The sequence below is a fragment of the Wolbachia endosymbiont (group B) of Athalia cordata genome (assembly GCF_947251845.1).
Lineage (GTDB): Bacteria > Pseudomonadota > Alphaproteobacteria > Rickettsiales > Anaplasmataceae > Wolbachia.
This window is the reverse complement of the sequence record NZ_OX366383.1, coordinates 1109865-1128923: the sequence shown is the minus strand read 5'-3', so window position 1 is coordinate 1128923 and position 19059 is coordinate 1109865. Positions and strand designations below refer to the sequence as shown.

The window sequence follows — 19059 nt, the reverse complement described above, 5'->3', positions numbered from 1 at the left end:
AAAAATCGAGAATATAGCTAAAATTCCATAGCTGTTAATAAGTAGCGGAATTATAATTAAGAAATTTACTGAGTAGAAAAAAAGGTAAAAAAATCCTTTAGTAGCGAGTTTTATAATGTAAATTGGCGTTGTAATAATGTGCTAACAAGCGCGATTTGGCTGAATGTAGAAAAAATTTAAAAGACATGCAGTCGCTATAATTTTTATGTAATTTGCCAATAAATACCTGAGTTTTTTACTGAATTTTGTTGTTAAATCCGCGAAGATAAAAACAAGCATAAATACCCTTGCTAATATAGTAAGGAAGGTAAGAAGGTTTGTCAAGGAATTTCATCCAGCAAGAAGTCTAAAAGCAAATTGACTTTCATTTCATTGAAGCACTATACTAAAGCTACGATGGGTAATTAGCTCAGTTGGTAGAGCACTTGCTTGACGTGCAAGGGGTCGCTGGTTCGAGCCCAGTGTTACCCACGATTTTTGCTCATAAAAAGATTTTGTATGACAGCAGTGCACAATGGCAAACACTCAATAGCAGAGTCCAAGCGCTTAATTTATTCCATAATAATAGTTGCTATAACAATGCTTATGGAGATAGCAGGTGGAATAATTTCACATTCGCTTGCTCTGTTATCAGATGCAGGGCACATGCTCACTGATCTTTTTGCCTTGATTTTAAGCTGGATAGCACACAAATTTTCAGCTAAGAAATCTGATTTACAGAGGTCATATGGGTATCACAGATTGCAGATAATTGCAGCATTTGTTAATGGTTTAACTCTATTTTTCATTGCAGTAGTCATTATAATTGAATCAATAAAAAGATTTATTTTTCCAGTTCATGTTGAATGGAAAATAATGTTAATAATTTCCACACTTGGCCTGATTTCTAATATCATAGTTTTTTTTATATTACATAGTAAATGCGAAAGTAACATAAATATAAAAAGTGCTGTATTGCATGTTATCGGAGATATTTTAGGTTCTGTAGCTGCTATACTTGCATCCATAATTATCATGTTTACCGGATGGCAAATAGTGGACCCTATTTTGTCAGTATTTGTCAGTGTAATAATCTTAAACAGTGGCTATAAAATTCTCAAGAATTCTTGCCATATACTCCTTGAAGGTACACCTGAGAGTTTATCTGCTGAGGAGATAAAAAGTGAGATTGTATCTAAGTTACCTGAAGTGATAGATGTGCATCATATACATGCATGGTCACTATCTGATAATTATTTTATACTTACTATGCATGCCAAGATAAAGCAAAATGGACAACACACTAATATTTTGTATGAGATAAAAAAAATACTATTAAATAGGTTCGAAATTGCGCACTCTACAGTTGAAATTGAATACGATGAGTGCGTAGACAGTAAAATACTTAAGCATTGACATCTATAGGCTATTTGTTATTACTACAATATCATAATATTATAGAGAGTAGGCTATGATAGGTATTTCCCAAATACAATTTCCTGGAAAGGATTCTTACAGATTAAAGACAGCAAGTTACTTCGCAGCTTTTGTTTCTTTAAGCATTTTAGTTAATCCTGCCAATGTCTTTTTATCTTTTGCCACATTGTTTTTTAGATCTGAAATAAAAACTTTTTACGTTTATAAAGACATAAAAGCTGCAAAGCAGGAAAAAATAAGTAAAAAGGAATATGGGGAAATATTTTTTGAGAAAAATAAAATTAAAATAGCATCTTTCCTTTTATTTTTTGCTTCTGTAACATATCTAACCTTTACAACTACTTTTCTGCTCGTTTCGTTACTTGCAACAATACCACTTGCAATGGTTTTAATTCTATTACAAAGTGAATTAAGGCCAAAGGATTTTAATCCATTTACGTTACTCAAAGCTGCTATAAGTTTCTTTTTAGAAGGCATAAAAGAAAATACTCGCAGTATGACAAATAAGTTTGATGATACTTATGAGCATTTACTGCCCCATCAATTGAATGACGATATTAGTAATAATATTGGTAAGTTAATACGCAAGTATAATGCAGTAACAGAAGACGCTATTAATAGTAGGGAATTTGAAGAATTTATTGAATATATAAATTACTTACATATGCTTGATGGCCAACCATTTAGTAATGAGAATAAGGGAAAATTAGTAATGTTTTTACAAGATTTTTGCAAAGGTAATGAGAAACATAGCTCTGGTTTCACTGGTGGACAAATTCTTCTGTTAGTTCTTAGAGCCTGCAATGATGGAGATAGAGAAGCTGTAAAAAATAAAAAAGACGCGTTGATTGCAAATTTACTAGATAGCCAAACTTTCTCTAGAAAAGAACGAATTCCTAACACGTGTTTTACTGGTGTTATCTACAGAATGTTAAGTACATTAGAGGGTATTCATTCCGATCCAGAGATTAAATTTACACCACCTAGACAAATGCTCCTTACAGAAGCAGAAAATGAAGCACGTAAGTTTATGTTAGACAGGCTAAAAAATAAGAAGAACAGTAAAGAAATTCTTAGGGCTTGGCATAACGCCCAAAATAATTATGAAGATGATAAAAGTCAAAAAATAGTTGATGATTTTATTGCAGAAGTAAGCGTTCCTTTAATGAGAAGATTACTGAATTTTACTTCTCAGTATAGTGAACAAATTGCGCTGACATTAATGAAAAATATCAGCTCTGTAAAGTTAAATAAATTAGAGCACTTTGCGCTGTCTCAGCACATAACAAATGAACTACAGGGGGATGGTTTAGACGATCAACTCGAAAACATCAAAGGAAAAGTCTTTTTGGAGCTTTTAAACCAAAATTTACTTAGAACAGACTTTTTTCTCAAGGACTCATCTTTAACTGAAGCTAAGAGAATAGCTAGCAAAATAATAAAAGAAGAAGTAAAAGAATTAAAATTGAAAGCTAAGAAGGCTATTAAGGGTCAAGTGGCCAGAATGTTAGATAGTTTAAGAACGTTACCACTAGAGAAAAGGTGTTATAGGGTATACACGGAACTGAGTAAAAATAGCAGAGACGATAAAGAAGAAATAAAGAAAATTCTGCAAGAAAAGCTAGCAATAACAGAAGCAGTGATAAATAACATGTTAAAAAAAGAAGCTTCACACAGGCTAGAGATAGAGATTGAAGATATTTATAATCAAAATAAGCGCAATGTAACCACACTTTATGAACAAATACAAGAAGTGAAGCAAAGATTCATTGAAGATGAATTTTTAATACCTCAAGAAGTAGAGAGTATAACAAGAGTAAAAATTACAATCTTAAATAAAGAAGATAAAATAATACCATCAAGCAGTTTATCTCGTAGTTTAAGTGTCAGTGATTTAACATCTCATCGCTTATAAAAACTTATGCTCTCTGCCTTGCAGAAGATTTGCAATATTTTTATAATGCTTCAAGAAAATTAATATCGCTACAGTGAGTAGTATAAGGAATAACTCCTTTTGAAAAAAGAAAGATGCTATAACAGCTGCTGCAGTAGCAGCCAAGGAAGCAAGAGAGGAGTACCGAAAGATAAAAAATACTATTAGCCAGACAAATACAAATGCTAATGCTAATGCTATAGAAATGTTAAGTGCTACTAAAACTCCCAAAGTTGTTGCAACCCCCTTTCCTCCATTGAACCTTAGCCAAATAGGAAACATATGCCCTAGAACTGCTAAAATTGCAGATACATATATATATAAATCGTTATTATCACAAAATTGTTGTGCTGTATAAACTGCGATAAACCCTTTAGAGGTATCCAGAAATAACGCAAGAGCAGCAAGAAATTTATTTCCTGTCCTTGCAACATTTGTAGCACCAATGTTTCCTGAACCTACTTCTCTTAAATTTATACCATTTATTTTTGCAATAATTAAGCTAAACGGTATTGAACCTAATATGTAAGATAATACAAAAACTACAAATATCTCTATCATAGCAAAAATCTAGCTAATTTTATTATTCCTTAGCCTTTTTAGATAACATTGGACTTCATTGTTAATCTGATTGCTAAACAGTATAAGTGCTGTCATATTGATGAGTGCTAAGCAAGAGAATAAAGCCCCACCAATATTAGCAATAGCCATTATATCTTTGGAAAGACCAGAGAGAAATGCCACAATTATTACCGATATTCGGTATATCACTATACTCTTTGGACCAAATAAATATAACCATCCCATTTCACAGCAATAGACAAATGAAATTACTGAAGAAAATGCAAACAAAGGTGCAGCTATGGTTAAAAGGATAGGAAACCAAGAAGAAACTGTCTCAAATGCTTTTTGGGTGATCAGTATTCCCTCGCCAGTGCTGGTCTGGTATGCACCTGTTATTACTATTGTTATTCCTGTTAAGCAACAAATTAACATTGTATCAAAGCATGGTTCTATCATCGCAACTAGTCCAGTTCTTACTGGTTCTTCATCCTTAGTTGCTGCATGAGTAATTGATGCAGAACCAACACCTGCTTCACTGGCAAAAATTGCCCTTTGAATTCCAGCAACAAATGCTCCTACCACTCCTCCACCAACGGCATTGAAGTCTATCATACTGGAAAACAATATTTTTAATGTATTGCCAAAATTGTGAATATTGAATGCAATGATTGTGGCACAACTCAAAATATATATTAGTGACATGATAGGCACTAGTGCAGAAGATACTCTAGCTATTCTCCTAATTCCACCGATAATCACCAGAGCAAGTAGCGTAGAAATTATGGAAGAGAGAAACCAAGGATGACCATCTATCCAATTTGAATAGCCAGATAATATTGAAACCATTTGGTTAGTTTGAAATGCTACACTTCCACCAAGGCCTGATAATACAAAAACCGCTGCATATATTGCAGCCAGTACGATACCAAATTTTTTAAATCCAAACTCTTCTAGCCCATTTCTTATATATTGGAAGGGACCACTGAATAACTGCTCCTGACCTTCTGTTCTGTGCCTAAATGCTAAAGTTACTTCAGCAAACTTTGCAGACATACCAAAAAAGCCTGTTATCATCATCCAAGGTACCGCTCCTGGCCCTCCCATTGAAATTGCAATTGCAACACCAGCAACAGTTCCAAGACCTACAGTGCTTGAAAGTGCAGTAACAAATGCCTGAAAATGCGTAATGTGACCATCGTGATGATCTGTATCATATTTTCCACATAAAATAGCGAACGCATGCTTAAACATCCTTATGTTGAGGAACTTAAAACGTAGTGTTAGAAATATATAACCAAAAGCCAATAGAAGAATTATAAATGGTACGTGAAAGATCTTGAAAAACAATACTTCATTCATGAAGTTGCTTATTCCATTTAATGCAATGTCATAACTTTTGTAAAAAATTGAAGCAGCGTATACATCGTTAAACGATAGGCAAAATAACATCATGCAAAGCAATCTATAAATCATGTTTAATACCTTTTGTAATAAGAATCTATTGTATTTAAGACTTCCCTTCTCAGTAGATATATTGCAACAGCATTTGGAATCATAAGGCACATAAACAGGCTATCGCCTAAATAAGATATAAATTCTATATTTTTTGACATACAACTGATATACACTGAACCCACTATAAGAATTTGGAACAATATCAGTACTTTTTTGTTACCAAATAAGTACAACAGGGCAACTTCACAATAGTAATAGTAAGCTATTATTGTGGAAAATGCAAAGGAAAACATTATCAGCGGAAGAGCTAGCTTGCTCAATAAAGGCAAGGCTGTTGAAAATGCTGAGCTAACTAACGTAATATCACCTACGGTATTAGTGCTATGCATATCGGTGATAATTATCACAATACCAGTCAAAAATGAGACTAATATTGTGTCTACAAATGGTGCAATCATTGCAACACTTCCAACTTTAACTGGGTCTTTCTCTTTTACAATCGAATGTGCTATAGCTGCTGTTCCAGTACCTGCTTCATTAGCAAACACTGACCTTCTTACCCCTGCTATTAATCCACTCAATACTCCACCTCCTATAGCTGATTTGTTAAAGATATCTTGAAATATTATAGATAGAGCATTCAGTAGATTATTTCCGTTTACACAGATTAAATATATACACATGCCTATATATAACATTATCATGATCGGCCCTAAACCTGTTGCAACTAAAGCAATTCGCTTTATTCCTCCCAGTATTACAATTAATACAAATAGCGAGATAATAACAGATGTGTTGTATTCAAATAAGTTACTTGACAACGCTGCAATTTGATTTGCCTGAAATGGTATGCCGCCTAGAATCATTGCAACAAGCAGCATAACTGCGTAGATAAATGCAAGGAATTTGCCAGTCTTCATAAATCCAATCTTTGCAAATCCACGCTCCATGTAATAAAAAGCTCCACCTGTTGTGCTTTCAGAACGATAGGTAAATGCAAGTACTACTTCAGCAAACTTTATCGACATACCGAGTATTCCAGTAATTATCATCCAAAAAATTGCACTTGGGCCCCCTATTGTAATAGCTATTGCAACTCCTGATATTGTTCCAAGGCCAACTGTTCCTGAAATGACTGTTGTAAACGCTTGAATATGAGTGATTATACCATTGTTATTACCATTACATTTTAGGTTGAATAGCGTCTGTATTCCATACTTGAATAATCTAAAGTTAATGAATTTGAACCGAACCGTACAAAAAACTCCAGTTGCAATTACCCAAAGAATTATAAATGGAATGTTGAATATCTTTATATACAGAAGAGAGTTTAATAGATCAGTTGCTTTTACAATCATGCTGCTCACTACTTTTATATAGCTAATGAGTTTTATATGTGTAGTATATATAAAGTCCAGTGCTTATTGGAATAGTAAGTATATACAATGCACCTAAAATTGGTAGTGTTATCCAGGGCTTGCTTATAAACAGTATGATCAATATTCCAAAAAACGACACAAATATATAGGATAGGCTTCTAGGAACATAAATGTACTTTGCAGAGAAAGTTGGAATATGACTTATCGAAAAAAATGAAATGGCCAAAAAGTAACAAGCTGTATTCTTTACGTTAAAAAATTGCTCTATAAGAAGTAAGTATTCACTCTCATGAGATTGAAAGGTAATAATTATTGGTAACAGAGCAAGTAAAGCGCATACAGGAGCTGGAACGCCGGAAAAGAAAAATTTTTTCCAGTATAATTGTTCTGAATGTAGTAAAACATTGAATCTTGCAAGTCTTATTGATATGCAGATTACATATATCATTACTAAAATCCATCCTACAACTTTAATTTCCTTTAATTTCCAAAAATATAAAAGAAAAGCAGGTGCTGAACCAAAATTTAGAAAATCTGCAAAAGAATCAAGCTGTGCTCCAAAATCGCTAGTTGATTTTAGAATTCTTGCTATTCTGCCATCCATTCCATCTATTATTGCTGCAATGATAATAAAAATTGCTGAAAATTCCCATTGTTCATTAAATGTGAATTTAAGTGAAGTAAGGCCAGCACATAAACCCAGTAAAGTTATAAAATTTGGAAATAACTTGGTAATAGGTAAGGATTTACCGTTACTTTCATCGTTATTCATACAATGTCAAAGGTAAGCTTCTCTTGTTTATTTAAATCTGCTATAACTGTCTCACCACCAATAACAGTTTGGCCTTCTGAGACTCTTACCTCTATTCCAGCAGGGATATAAATATTCACTCTACTGCCAAATCTTATAATTCCAAACCTTTCACCTGCTTTTACATTCTGAGACGCTCTTAAATTACAAACAATGCGGCGTGCGATAAATCCAGCTATTTGTTCCACAATGATTTCTTTTTCCTTTTCATACTCAATCACAATAATCTGCTTTTCATTTTCATTACTGGACCTATTACTCATTGCAGAAACAAACTTGCCTTTCTTGTAGCTCATTTCCTTTATCGTACCAGATATTGGTATACGATTCACATGGACATTCAAAACGCTTAGAAATATGCTGACAAGTGTAAATTTCTTTTCTTCTTCATTCTCTTCTGATAAAGAGTAACTAACTTCTTCTATCTTTGAAATCACACCATCAGCGGGGCTTAATATAAAATCCTTATTGCTTGGTACAGCTCTTGCTGGATCACGAAAGAAATAAGTACATAATAACGTTGGAAATAAGCAAGTAATTCCAGCTCCCCAAGATATAGAGAATGCTATACATGTTACGATAAAGGAAACAACTATAAATAAATAACCTTCTCTGTTTATGTTAGGTAAACCAAAGCACATAATTTATTCTCGATAATTCATTATTAACAATTTATCATTTATAATTTCTCATGAAAAGCTTTTTTTCACTTCTTCACTTTTGGAATGCTTATATAAGCATTGATGGATATTAAATCTTTAATAAAAATTAAAGATTTTTAGCTGTTGTTAATATTATTTTAATAAAAAATTAACAATAATTCTTAATAATGTATGAATTATTATGTTCGTAATTTCGTATGACAGGGGAAATAGAAAAAGATGAATCTCCTTCCTTATACTCTGCAATTCGGATGGGTGATATTGAAGCTACAGAGCTACTAATAAAGTCTGGTGCAAACGTCAATGATAATTATGAACGTAATCGTACGCCACTGCATGTTGCTATCGGGTATAAGCAGTTTGAAATAGCGAAATTGCTGATAAATAACGGAGCAAACGTTAACGCAAAAACTGGAAATCATGGCAAAGATGACTTAACACCAATGCACCTTGCAATTTTTGCAAACACGCCAGAGTTTATAGAATTGCTAGCTAGCAATGGTGCGTCAATTGATGAAAGAGAAAGCACTGAAGGACATACACCTTTTCACCTTGCTACTTTATATGGAAATAAAAGTGTAATACAAGCCTTAGTTGACAAGGGACAGAATATTGAAGATATTGATAATAATGGGCGTACAGCTTTATTTTTAGCTATTAGGCAATGCACTGAAGCAAAGAATGATAGCAGAGTAGAAGTTATCGAGTATTTGATGAATAAACTCAAAGCAGACATAACGAAAAAAGATAATAATAACAACACAATACTTTTTCCTGCTGCTAATAATTGTCCTGGAAAAGTAGTGGAACTCATCATTAAACAATATATAGAAAGCTTTGGTAGAGATCAGTTGAAGGATTTTATCAACCACAAAAATAAAGATGGAATAGATGCTTTGGATATTGCACTCAATAGTGGAAATGAAAAGGCCATTGAAGTACTTAGCTCATATGGAGCAGATATCGAGAATAAAGTAACTCCCAAGATTACTGTAGAAAAACCACATAGTACCTTAGATGGAGCAGAAAGTATAGAAGTGGTATCCCCAATCAAACAAAAATAAAAGCAGCTCTAAATTCCTTGCTTTATTTACATTCTTTCTATAGCATGATATATTAATGTTAGAATAGGGTATGTTTGCAGGTCAAAATAATAATCAACAGCAAAATAGAAATAGAGTACAGGCTTTAATAGAAAGAGTGCAAAATGCTTACAACAACACTAATAAGATTAAAAGATTCATTAATATAGTTTTATTAGTAAGTATGATTCCTTCATTTTTTCTTCTTGTACAGCTCTCTTTGTATTTATCATTAGTAAATTATTTTTTCAAACCAAGGGAAAATGAAAAAAGATTATCAGCGTGGCCAAAAAATGTTATTAGAATAACATTAAGGATTTTTTTAATTGTACACATTATTAATTCTTGTGTGCTTTTGGTACTGCCTATATTGTGTTTATGGTTGCTAAACAAATCACTCATTGAAGACATACAGCAGTTTAACGATTTAATACAACAAATTCCAGAGGAAGAAAGGCCTATTTTCTTTCAAGATTTAGCAGCCATTCCTTTTATGGCACAAACTACTCATGACCCAAGTGCAGTTGCTAGTATAAACTTGAGTGTTGATAGACTCATAGAAAAGTATAAAGAGAATTTAAGCAAAGATGAATTCTATGTACAGCTAAATATAGGCAACACAACCGACATTGAAGAGTACATCAAACAGTCAAATGAATTTACAGAAGGCGATAAATCTCATGCACTTAAATGCTTAAGATTTATCAATAGAACAGGAGATGATTTTAAAGACAATCATAGTAAGTTAACACTAAAGCAAGCAGCTATTTTATGTTGGAAAGCCTGCAATGATAGAAATACAGGGACAGAAAATCAAAGAACTCCTTTGAATGATGAAGACATAAAAAACAGAAAAGATATGTTTTTAAAAGGTCTTGTAGACGCTGCAACAACTTACGGTAATCAAGGTCAAAGTTGTGCAGGTGGAACATACAATAAATTATTTGAGTCTTTATCTGGCTTACATCCATCAGTGGTTATTACACTCGATGGAGAAGAGGCTAGAGAAATGATAAAAGAAACGATCACACAAAAATTCCCTGAAATGGCCAAAGCCAATTTCACCAATTTCCCTGGAATAGAACAAGAAAGGATCCGTAGCGAGTTACAAGAGTTATCATCTGAAACAGTAAGGTATATTATGACTACGCATTCAGCTCTTGAGAGAAGGTGTCAAGAGTTCAGCGATAGATTAAACAATGATAAAAAGAATGAAATATTAAAAGAGTGTATGAGCAACTTATCCTGTGTTAATCTAGAAAGTCCAATTGAAAGAAGAAGGTAAATTGTATTTGATTGTGGCCATTTATTTTGAAATATGAAGCAGAATTTTGTATGGTTGTTTCAATTTAAGTCTATGTATTGAAATAACATGTAAAACCACTTCGTGTAGGTGATGTATTATATTTTATCTATATGTCAAGAATCCTTCTCTCAACTTAAAGATGTTGCTAATCAGCACATACAAATGTAATATTAATTAATATTTATAAATAAAGCAATTCCATGGAAAGTAATTACAACGCTGATGCAATAAAAATCCTAAGAGGTCTTGATGCTGTAAGAAAGCGTCCAGGTATGTACATTGGTGATACTGATGATGGATCTGGTCTGCACCATATGGTGTACGAGGTTGTTGACAATGCGATAGATGAGTCTTTAGCTGGTTATTGTAGTAAGATTGAAGTTAGCATAAATGAAGATGGCTCAGTATCTGTAACCGATAATGGTCGTGGCATTCCAACTGATATTCATGCAGAGGAAGGAATATCAGCAGCAGAAGTAATAATGACCCAATTGCATGCAGGAGGTAAATTTGACAGCAATACCTATAAGGTTTCTGGAGGATTACATGGTGTTGGAATTTCAGTTGTTAATGCGTTATCGAGTTGGCTGGAATTAACCATCTGGCGCAATAAGAAGGAATATTTCATACGCTTTGAAGATGGTGAGTCTGTTGAATCTTTAAAGGTAATTAATGAAAACACAAATAAAAGAGGAACTAGAGTAACGTTTATGCCATCAACGGGGACTTTTAGTAGTATTGATTTTAGTTACTCCACTCTTGAGAGTCGCATCAGAGAATTGGCATTTTTAAACTCAAATATTGAGATCATTTTGTGTGATCTCCGTAATAAACCACATGTAAAGTCTTATTTTAACGATAGTAAAGAGTCTGAAGATAATTTTGGTACAGCTAATTTTGTACGGTACTTAGACAAGAATAAGACACATGTTACTAAAATTGCCAGCATTAGAGATGATGTAAAAGATCTAGGTACCAGTGTAGAAATATCAATGGAGTGGAATGATTCCTACTATGAGAATATGCTATGCTTCACAAATAATATAAGACAACGGGATGGTGGTACGCATTTGGCAGGGTTTAGATCTGCACTAACCAGATGTATCAATAACTATGCAAACAATGAAGGTTTTTTGAAGAAGGCAAAAGTGAATTTGACTGGAGAAGATGTTAGAGAAGGCTTAACTTGTGTTTTATCTCTCAAGATGCCTGATCCTAAATTTTCTTCACAGACAAAAGATAAATTGGTCAGTTCTGAAGCGCGGGCAGTTGTAGAGAGCATAGTTTTTGACAAGTTGAGTACAATACTTGAAACTGACCCCAAGTTAGCAGCAAGTATAGTAGAAAGAGCGATTAGGTCAGCAAAAGGAAGAGAAGCCGCAAGAAAAGCACGAGAGTTAGTTAAAAATAAAAACAATATTAATATTGCAACTCTACCTGGAAAGCTTGCCGATTGTCAGGAAAAAGTTCCTGAGTTATCGGAATTGTTTATAGTAGAGGGTAATTCCGCAGGTGGTACTGCAAAGCAGGGACGTAATCGTAAAACACAGGCGGTACTTGCTTTAAGAGGGAAAATTCTAAACGTAGAACGTGCAGGGCTGGATCGTATTTTTTCATCTGCAGAAATTGGCTCTCTGATCACGGCAATTGGGGCTGGAATAGGGAGTGAGCACTTCGATATTGAAAAAACTAGGTATCATAAAATTATCATTATGACAGACGCAGATGTTGATGGCTCTCATATAAGAACTTTGATTCTAACTTTCTTTTTTAGACATATGCGTGAAGTAATTGAAAAAGGATATTTATACATAGCGCAGCCACCGCTCTATAAAGTTACAAAAAATGCTAAAGATACTTATATCAAAGATGATGAAAATTTTGAAGAGTATATAGTAAATTCAGCGATTAAAAGATTAACATTAAATGGTGTAGGCAAAGATTTGCGTTTCGTTTTGAATAACTGCCTCAGTATTTCAAACATTAGCAAAAATTATGATAGGGAAATACCAAAAGATCTCTTAGAATCATTGCTAATTTTAAGCAAAAAGAATGCTCTATTGTCTGCTGATGAGATATTAAAATATTTAAAATTGATGTATAGTGAATATAATTGGGAAGTAGAAGTAAAAGATGAGGAAATTCACATTGCTAAATTGTTTCAAGGGTTAGCAGACAAATATGTATTCTCGCTTAGTATGCTTGAAAGCAAAGAAATACGGAATATATTGAGTTCTCTTGATAACATAATTGACTTATTTAATGGTGATTCATTTTTACAGTCACAAGAAACTGAAATAAAAATAAAGTCTCCAAGTGCACTCGCAAAAATAGTGATGGATTATGGTAAAAAAGGTTTAACTCTGCAGAGATTTAAAGGCCTTGGTGAAATGAATGCTGATCAGCTTTGGGAAACTACACTCAATCCAGAAACTAGAACTCTGCTAAAAGTTGAAATAAAAGATTGTGAAGAAGCAGATAGCATATTCTCGGTGCTAATGGGTGATATAGTTGAACCACGTCGTGACTTTATAAATAACAATGCACTTAACGTGCATGATATTGATATTTGATTTTAGAAATCTAGATATGAAGGCCCTTAGGGCTTAGCATTGTGTGCCAACACAACATTTAAAACGTACTACTAATCAGTCTATTTCAGAAATCTGAATTGATCTTGATTGTATTCCTATTTTCGATCATAAATATATAGATTTTCTGCCCTATTGTTGTTATAATTAATACCTCGCTAAAATTGAATATTAATGAATGAATTGAGAAGGCTCACTATTACAGAGATGCATGATGGACTTAGGCGGGGAGATTTTTCTGCTGTTGAGCTTGTAGAGACGCATGTTAATGCAGTCGAAAATGAGCAACTAAATGCATTTGTAACAAAAACCCCAGAAATCGCGATAAAAGCTGCTAAAATAGCAGATGAATACTTCTTGAAACAAAAAGATAATATTTCACCACTTATGGGCATACCAGTTGGTGTTAAAGATTTATTCTGTACAAAAGGAATAAAAACAACAGCATGCTCAAAAATGCTGGAAAATTTCATCCCGACTTATGAATCTACGGTGTCTAACTTGCTTTTAAAAAATGGAGCAGCCATGCTTGGTAAACTTAACATGGATGAGTTTGCTATGGGTTCTGCGAACACAAACAGCTATTTTGGTCCTGTTGAAAATGTGTGGGTTAGAAAAAGTGACGGAGAAAAAGTTGTTCCTGGTGGGTCCTCTGGTGGATCTGCAGCATCAGTTGCTGGGTTTTTATGTGCTGGAGCATTAGGAAGCGATACTGGTGGGTCTGTACGTCAACCAGCAGCTTATTGCGGAGTAGTGGGAATAAAGCCAACTTATGGAAGGTGTTCGCGTTTTGGTATGATTGCATTTGCGAGCTCTCTTGATCAAGCAGGAGTAATTACTCGTTCCGTTTCTGATTCAGCGTTAATGCTGGAAACAATTTGTGGCTATGATGAAAAAGATTCAACATCGAGCAAAAGGCCAGTGCCTAAATTTTCCAGTTTTATAAGTGGTGATATTAAGGGTAAGCGCATTGGTATACCAAAAGAGTATAAGATGGATGGAATTTCAGATGAAATAGTTCATAATTGGGAAAAAGTTTCTTCCAATTTAAAAGAAAATGGTGCTGAAGTTGTTAACATTACTCTGCCTTATACTAAATATGCTATACCGGTTTACTATCTAATTTGTTCTGCTGAAACTTCATCTAATCTTGCTCGCTATGATGGTGTACGTTATGGATTCAGGGTTGATGCTGATACCCTTGAAGAAATGTATTCGCTAACAAGAGCAGAAGGTTTTGGTAAAGAAGTGAAAAGGAGAATTTTAATTGGTTCTTATGCTCTTTCTTCAGGTCATTACAATGAGTATTATGAAAAAGCACAGTGCATTAGGGCATTAATCAGAAATGATTTTATAAAAGCGTTTGAAAAAATAGATTACATACTTGTGCCATCTGCTCCAACAGAGGCTTTTGGCTTAAATGAAAAGCCAGACCCGCTAATTATGTGCATCAATGATGTGTTTACGGTGCCGGCAAGCTTAGCAGGGTTACCTGCTATTTCTGTTCCTGTTGGACTTTCCAATGAAGGCTTACCACTTGCTTTACAAGTAATTGGAAATTATTACGATGAAGCTGGAATATTAAATATGGCAAGTGTGATAGAGCAAAATTGTGGCAGAATAGTTAATTCCCTTACGTAATATGTTTTCTTATAGTAACTATAGCATTATGATTATTTTGGCTATAGGAAACAAGAGCTTGATTTTTATAGCTAAATAACAGACCATCAAAGGCACACATAAATATCTACAATGAAAGAAAAAACTTTCACAATCATTGATGGTTATGGTTTTCTTTTCAGAGCTTACTATGTCTTACATCATTTAACTACCACAGCTGGTATTCCAGTAGGTGCTGTGTACGGTTTTCTTAATATGGTTCTGAAGTATATTTCCCATTCGGACTACTTAACTATAGCACTTGATTCTGGCAAAAAAAATTTCAGGCACAGTTTATATTCTGAGTACAAAGCAAACAGAGTAACACCTCCTGAGGATCTAATTCCACAATTTACAATACTGAGAGAAGCGGTAGAAGCTTTTAACTTCAGCTATGAAGAGATTGAAGGCTATGAAGCAGATGACATAATTGCAACACTAGCTGCAAAATATGCCAAACACGAAGACTTTAAAGTAGTAGTAGTCTCATCAGATAAAGACTTATTTCAACTTTTGAATTACAACATTCTAATATTTGATCCTATCAAAAATATATACGTAGATGAAAAACAAGTGATAGAAAAATTTGGTGTAAATTCAAATAAGCTTCTTGATTTATTTTCTCTAACTGGAGATGCATCTGATAACATTCCAGGCGTTCCAGGAATAGGGCCAAAGACTGCAGCTAAATTGCTGGATAAATTTGATTCGTTGGATAACGTTATAGAAAACATCAATAACATTGAGCAAACAAGAGTTCGTAATATTCTTACTGAGCATAAGGAAAAAGCACTAATTTCAAGAGAACTTTTGTCACTATGCAAAAAAGTAGATCTTCAACATGATATTGTAAAATATGAAGTCCATCCTCCAAATATGGAAAAATTGTTATCCTTTTTGAAGAAATATGAATTTAATTCATTGATAGGAAAAGTAGAAAAGCTCTTTTCTTATAGTGGATCTAGCACAAAAGAGAAAATAGAATATAGTAGTGAAGAATTAGAAAAATTTTTGGAGCATTGCAGATATGAAGGTAAAATTGCAATTCATTGCCACTTTGAAAACAATAGATTGAACAAAATCTCCTTATCTTGTAGTGAGGATAATATTTTCTACATAGATCAAAGCTGCCTACAAGATGCACTTACTATAATAAATTCAACTTTATTTTCAAATGGGGTGCTTAAAATAGTACATGATATTAGAAAGATCAGAGAAATATTTCCTACAATAGAGAGAGTGCTAGACTCAATTGATGACCTGATGATCATGTCATACAGCCTTGACACAGGTAAGCATGATCACAGCATTCCAAACATAATTGCACACAATTTAAGTAAAAATGTAGAAACTTTCTCGGCAAAAATTTTAATAGCGATCCATGAGAAACTGACACAAAGATTATTTCAGGAAAAACTTTTTACGATTTACGAGCGCTTTGATAGACCTCTCATGAAAGTAATATTTGATATGGAGCAAAATGGAATACTGCTCAATATTCAAAAACTACAGGAATTGTCTGATAAGTTTGAGCAGCTAATTGCTGTACTTGAAAACGATATACATAATTTAGCAGGAGAAAAATTCAACATTGCATCGCCAAAACAATTAAGTGATGTTTTGTTTAATAAAATGGAGCTAAGTAAAAAGAAAAAGTCAAAATCTGGGTCTTATAGCACAAACTCTGAAGTTCTAGAGGCACTTGAAGAGGAGGGGACAGAAATCGCAGGTAAAATTTTAAGTTGGCGACATTCAAGTAAATTAAAGGGTACCTATACTGACGCGTTAATAAAACAGGTTGATCCGCTTGATGGTAGAATACATACAAGCTTTTCAATCACTGTGACTGCAACTGGAAGGCTGAGCTCTAGCAATCCTAATTTACAAAATATTCCTATCAGAAGCGAAGAAGGTAGTCTTATCAGGCAAGCCTTTATTGTGCCAAAAGGTTGCAAGATAATTTCTGCTGACTATTCACAAATAGAATTAAAACTCCTGGCACACGTTGCAAATGTTACCGCATTTAAAGAAGCTTTTGCAAACAGGCAAGATATTCATGATATCACTGCAAGACAAGTTTTTGGAGTGCAAGAAATAGATGAGCAATTAAGACGCAAAGCAAAAACCATTAATTTTGGCATTATATATGGCATTAGTCCATTTGGCCTTGCAAAGCGACTTGGCATTACCTTTCAAGAGGCTGCTGAATACATTAATTACTATTTTTCTTGTTACCCAGAAATAAAGGTCTATATGGAAAAAGCAGTATCTATCGCGAGAAATCATGGTTATGTAGAGACTTTGTTTGGTAGAAGATGTTTTGTAAGAGACATCAACAATAAAATTCCTTATCTAAGACAATTTGCAGAAAGGGCAGCAATAAATGCACCACTGCAGGGAACTGCCGCTGATATAATAAAACGCGCGATGATTCGGCTTTTTGATCAGTTAAAGTCAGGTAAAATAATCCTCCAGGTTCATGATGAATTACTTGTAGAAGTGGAAGAGAGCAGAGTGCAAGAAACAGCAAAACTTATGAAAGATATAATGGAAAATGCAGTAGAAATTTCTATACCACTTGAAGTAGAAATAAAAATTAGCGACAACTGGGGCTTTTCTTAATTATACCGTAGACCCTAAGAACCTGTCTTGAAAGGACTTAATTAACAAGCATAGTCATATTAAATATTTCTTGAAGTAAGGAGAGTACACTCATACGTCAAGCAAACAACATTTACCTAAAATTCTGTGACATTAGCAGCTTTCTTGCCCCGTTTTCAGTAAACAGTGATTCTTCTATATATTAGAAAAATTTTTATTTTAATTAGCGTTAAACTATAGGCGCCTATTGGTTTTTAGCTAAAGTAAAGGTCAAATATCTGGAATTCTGAACATAAAATCCCCCTGTGTAAAAAAAAGATTAGAAAAAAGTGCAGCGCACATACAACAGAGATTAAGCATATTTACATGCACTAAAGAAGATACGCTACGCTTTTTGATTAAAAATTTGACTGAAAAGTCTGCAGACAAAGATAGATTTTGAGCTCTTAAAATATCTCTAACTGTAATTATAATCAGATTTAAAATATATGGAAGCAATTTTTTACATTCCCTTATCATTTGTTACTTTTCTATTTCTTGCTTTATTCTTTTCTTTTTTCCCTTTCAAGACAGGTTCTAAGAAATTTGAATTAATGCGAAAAATATGCTATAATTAAAGCATAGGTTAGTACGGATAGATCAGTTATGACAGGAATACCAATTTCACAATCAAAGAATCAGGAACCTTCGAAGCCACCTGTTCAGGCGGTGGAGAAAAATGAGATGGTCCTCAAGGAGGAACATAGGGTAATTTATGATGACTTTGTGAAAGTGCTACAAGATAAGGCCAAAGAGAATCAAGGAATAACTAATGCTTTCATATCAGTTTATAAGGACATACTACTTAATAATGTCAATCCAGAAAAGATAAGACCACTCAGTGAAGAGAATTTTTGTCAGTTTTTACTTTCTGTGCTTAAAGAAATTAGAGAGAAAAAATTAGCTAGAGAGGAAGATAGTAAAGTAAAGCAAATAGTAGAAGGATGCTTAGATGATGTACGTGGTACAGAAGCTAGGGATTGGGTTGTTGATTTTGTTAAGCGTAAAATACCTGGAAGAGGATTATTAAAAAAAATACCAGGTCTTGGAAAAGTTTTAGATGTTAAGGAAGAAGAGGATAAACCACTACTTAGTGATGAAGAGATGGTAACAAAGTTCTTACGTAAAGTTTTTCTTCCTATTCTTTTTTCCATTGCTTCAATATTAATTTTTGGTCCTACTACACTTGCGATAATTGCTGCTGTTATTGGTACAATATTTGCTGTAAAGGGAGGAATTGAAGTTCTTTTTTCAAATAATAGGCCAGGTACTTTATATGACCCTAGCTCACCAGATAAAGATGATATAGAAAAGAGAGAAAAATTGAATGAAAAAATTCGCAATGGCATTGATGATATTTTCAAAACCGAAATCAAAGAAATTACTGAACAAATTTCTCAGGGAGACGGAGAGAATAAACAGCATTTTGCTTCTGAGCGAGTTTGCAGTCCACGAAAAGAAACACCTGCTACCCTTAAACAACCTACTTTAGATCAGCCAGCCAAAAGCACAGAAAAGACAGCAGTCAATTAAGACCTATTTGCCAAAGGTGAATTGTGTA

At 33.7% G+C, this 19059-nt stretch carries 13 protein-coding genes and 1 tRNA gene; 9 read left to right on the top strand and 5 right to left on the bottom strand.

Features of this window, described 5'->3' with window-relative positions; all coding sequences use genetic code 11:
* Positions 1-398: 398 nt before the first annotated feature.
* The 3 genes from OPR30_RS05215 (at position 399) to OPR30_RS05205 (ending at position 3331) form a co-directional block, all read left to right on the top strand.
* Positions 399-471 (top strand) — tRNA-Val (locus OPR30_RS05215).
* 27 nt (positions 472-498) lie between these two features.
* Complete coding sequence (locus OPR30_RS05210; protein WP_265030564.1) at positions 499-1395, top strand: cation diffusion facilitator family transporter; 897 nt, start codon at positions 499-501, stop codon at positions 1393-1395.
* Between the two features lie 55 nt (positions 1396-1450).
* Positions 1451-3331 carry a hypothetical protein gene (locus OPR30_RS05205; protein WP_265030563.1) on the top strand — a complete coding sequence of 627 codons (1881 nt, stop codon included), beginning with the start codon at positions 1451-1453 and terminating at the stop codon, positions 3329-3331.
* On the opposite strand, the gene plsY is transcribed toward OPR30_RS05205, so the two are convergent.
* The 5 genes from plsY to OPR30_RS05180 are packed head-to-tail and all read right to left on the bottom strand — an operon-like array spanning position 3326 to position 8199.
* Complete coding sequence (plsY, locus tag OPR30_RS05200) at positions 3326-3910, bottom strand: glycerol-3-phosphate 1-O-acyltransferase PlsY (protein WP_406829197.1); 585 nt, start codon at positions 3908-3910, stop codon at positions 3326-3328. The genes OPR30_RS05205 and plsY overlap by 6 nt on opposite strands.
* A 9-nt stretch (positions 3911-3919) precedes the next feature.
* Positions 3920-5386 carry an alanine/glycine:cation symporter family protein gene (locus OPR30_RS05195; protein WP_265030562.1) on the bottom strand — a complete coding sequence of 489 codons (1467 nt, stop codon included), beginning with the start codon at positions 5384-5386 and terminating at the stop codon, positions 3920-3922.
* A gap of 2 nt (positions 5387-5388) precedes the next feature.
* On the bottom strand, positions 5389-6726 hold the full coding sequence (locus tag OPR30_RS05190) for an alanine/glycine:cation symporter family protein (protein WP_264374589.1): 1338 nt from the start codon (positions 6724-6726) through the stop codon (positions 5389-5391).
* Positions 6727-6748: 22 nt separating this feature from the next.
* Positions 6749-7519 (bottom strand): CDP-alcohol phosphatidyltransferase family protein, encoded by a 771-nt coding sequence (locus OPR30_RS05185; protein ID WP_265030561.1) that lies wholly within the window; start codon positions 7517-7519, stop codon positions 6749-6751.
* Complete coding sequence (locus OPR30_RS05180; protein ID WP_265030560.1) at positions 7516-8199, bottom strand: phosphatidylserine decarboxylase; 684 nt, start codon at positions 8197-8199, stop codon at positions 7516-7518. The genes OPR30_RS05185 and OPR30_RS05180 overlap by 4 nt, the downstream gene beginning before the upstream one ends.
* Before the next feature lie 218 nt (positions 8200-8417).
* Here OPR30_RS05180 and OPR30_RS05175 point away from each other — a divergent pair, with 218 nt between their 5' ends.
* The 6 genes from OPR30_RS05175 to OPR30_RS05150 all read left to right on the top strand — a co-directional run bounded on the left by OPR30_RS05175 (position 8418) and on the right by OPR30_RS05150 (position 19031).
* Entirely contained in the window at positions 8418-9284 is an 867-nt protein-coding gene (locus OPR30_RS05175) for an ankyrin repeat domain-containing protein (RefSeq protein WP_264376507.1), read from the top strand.
* A 70-nt stretch (positions 9285-9354) separates the two neighbouring features.
* Positions 9355-10587 carry a hypothetical protein gene (locus tag OPR30_RS05170; RefSeq protein WP_265030559.1) on the top strand — a complete coding sequence of 411 codons (1233 nt, stop codon included), beginning with the start codon at positions 9355-9357 and terminating at the stop codon, positions 10585-10587.
* 221 nt (positions 10588-10808) lie between these two features.
* Entirely contained in the window at positions 10809-13181 is a 2373-nt protein-coding gene (gene gyrB / locus OPR30_RS05165; protein WP_265030558.1) for a DNA topoisomerase (ATP-hydrolyzing) subunit B, read from the top strand.
* A 192-nt stretch (positions 13182-13373) separates the two neighbouring features.
* Positions 13374-14840: an Asp-tRNA(Asn)/Glu-tRNA(Gln) amidotransferase subunit GatA gene (gatA, locus tag OPR30_RS05160; protein WP_265030557.1), complete on the top strand. Its 1467-nt coding sequence runs from the start codon at positions 13374-13376 to the stop codon at positions 14838-14840.
* A gap of 111 nt (positions 14841-14951) precedes the next feature.
* A complete protein-coding gene (gene polA / locus OPR30_RS05155; protein WP_265030556.1) occupies positions 14952-17480 on the top strand; it encodes a DNA polymerase I in 2529 nt (842 codons plus the stop codon).
* Between the two features lie 633 nt (positions 17481-18113).
* Complete coding sequence (locus OPR30_RS05150; protein ID WP_265031123.1) at positions 18114-19031, top strand: hypothetical protein; 918 nt, start codon at positions 18114-18116, stop codon at positions 19029-19031.
* The last annotated feature ends 28 nt before the right edge of the window (positions 19032-19059 follow it).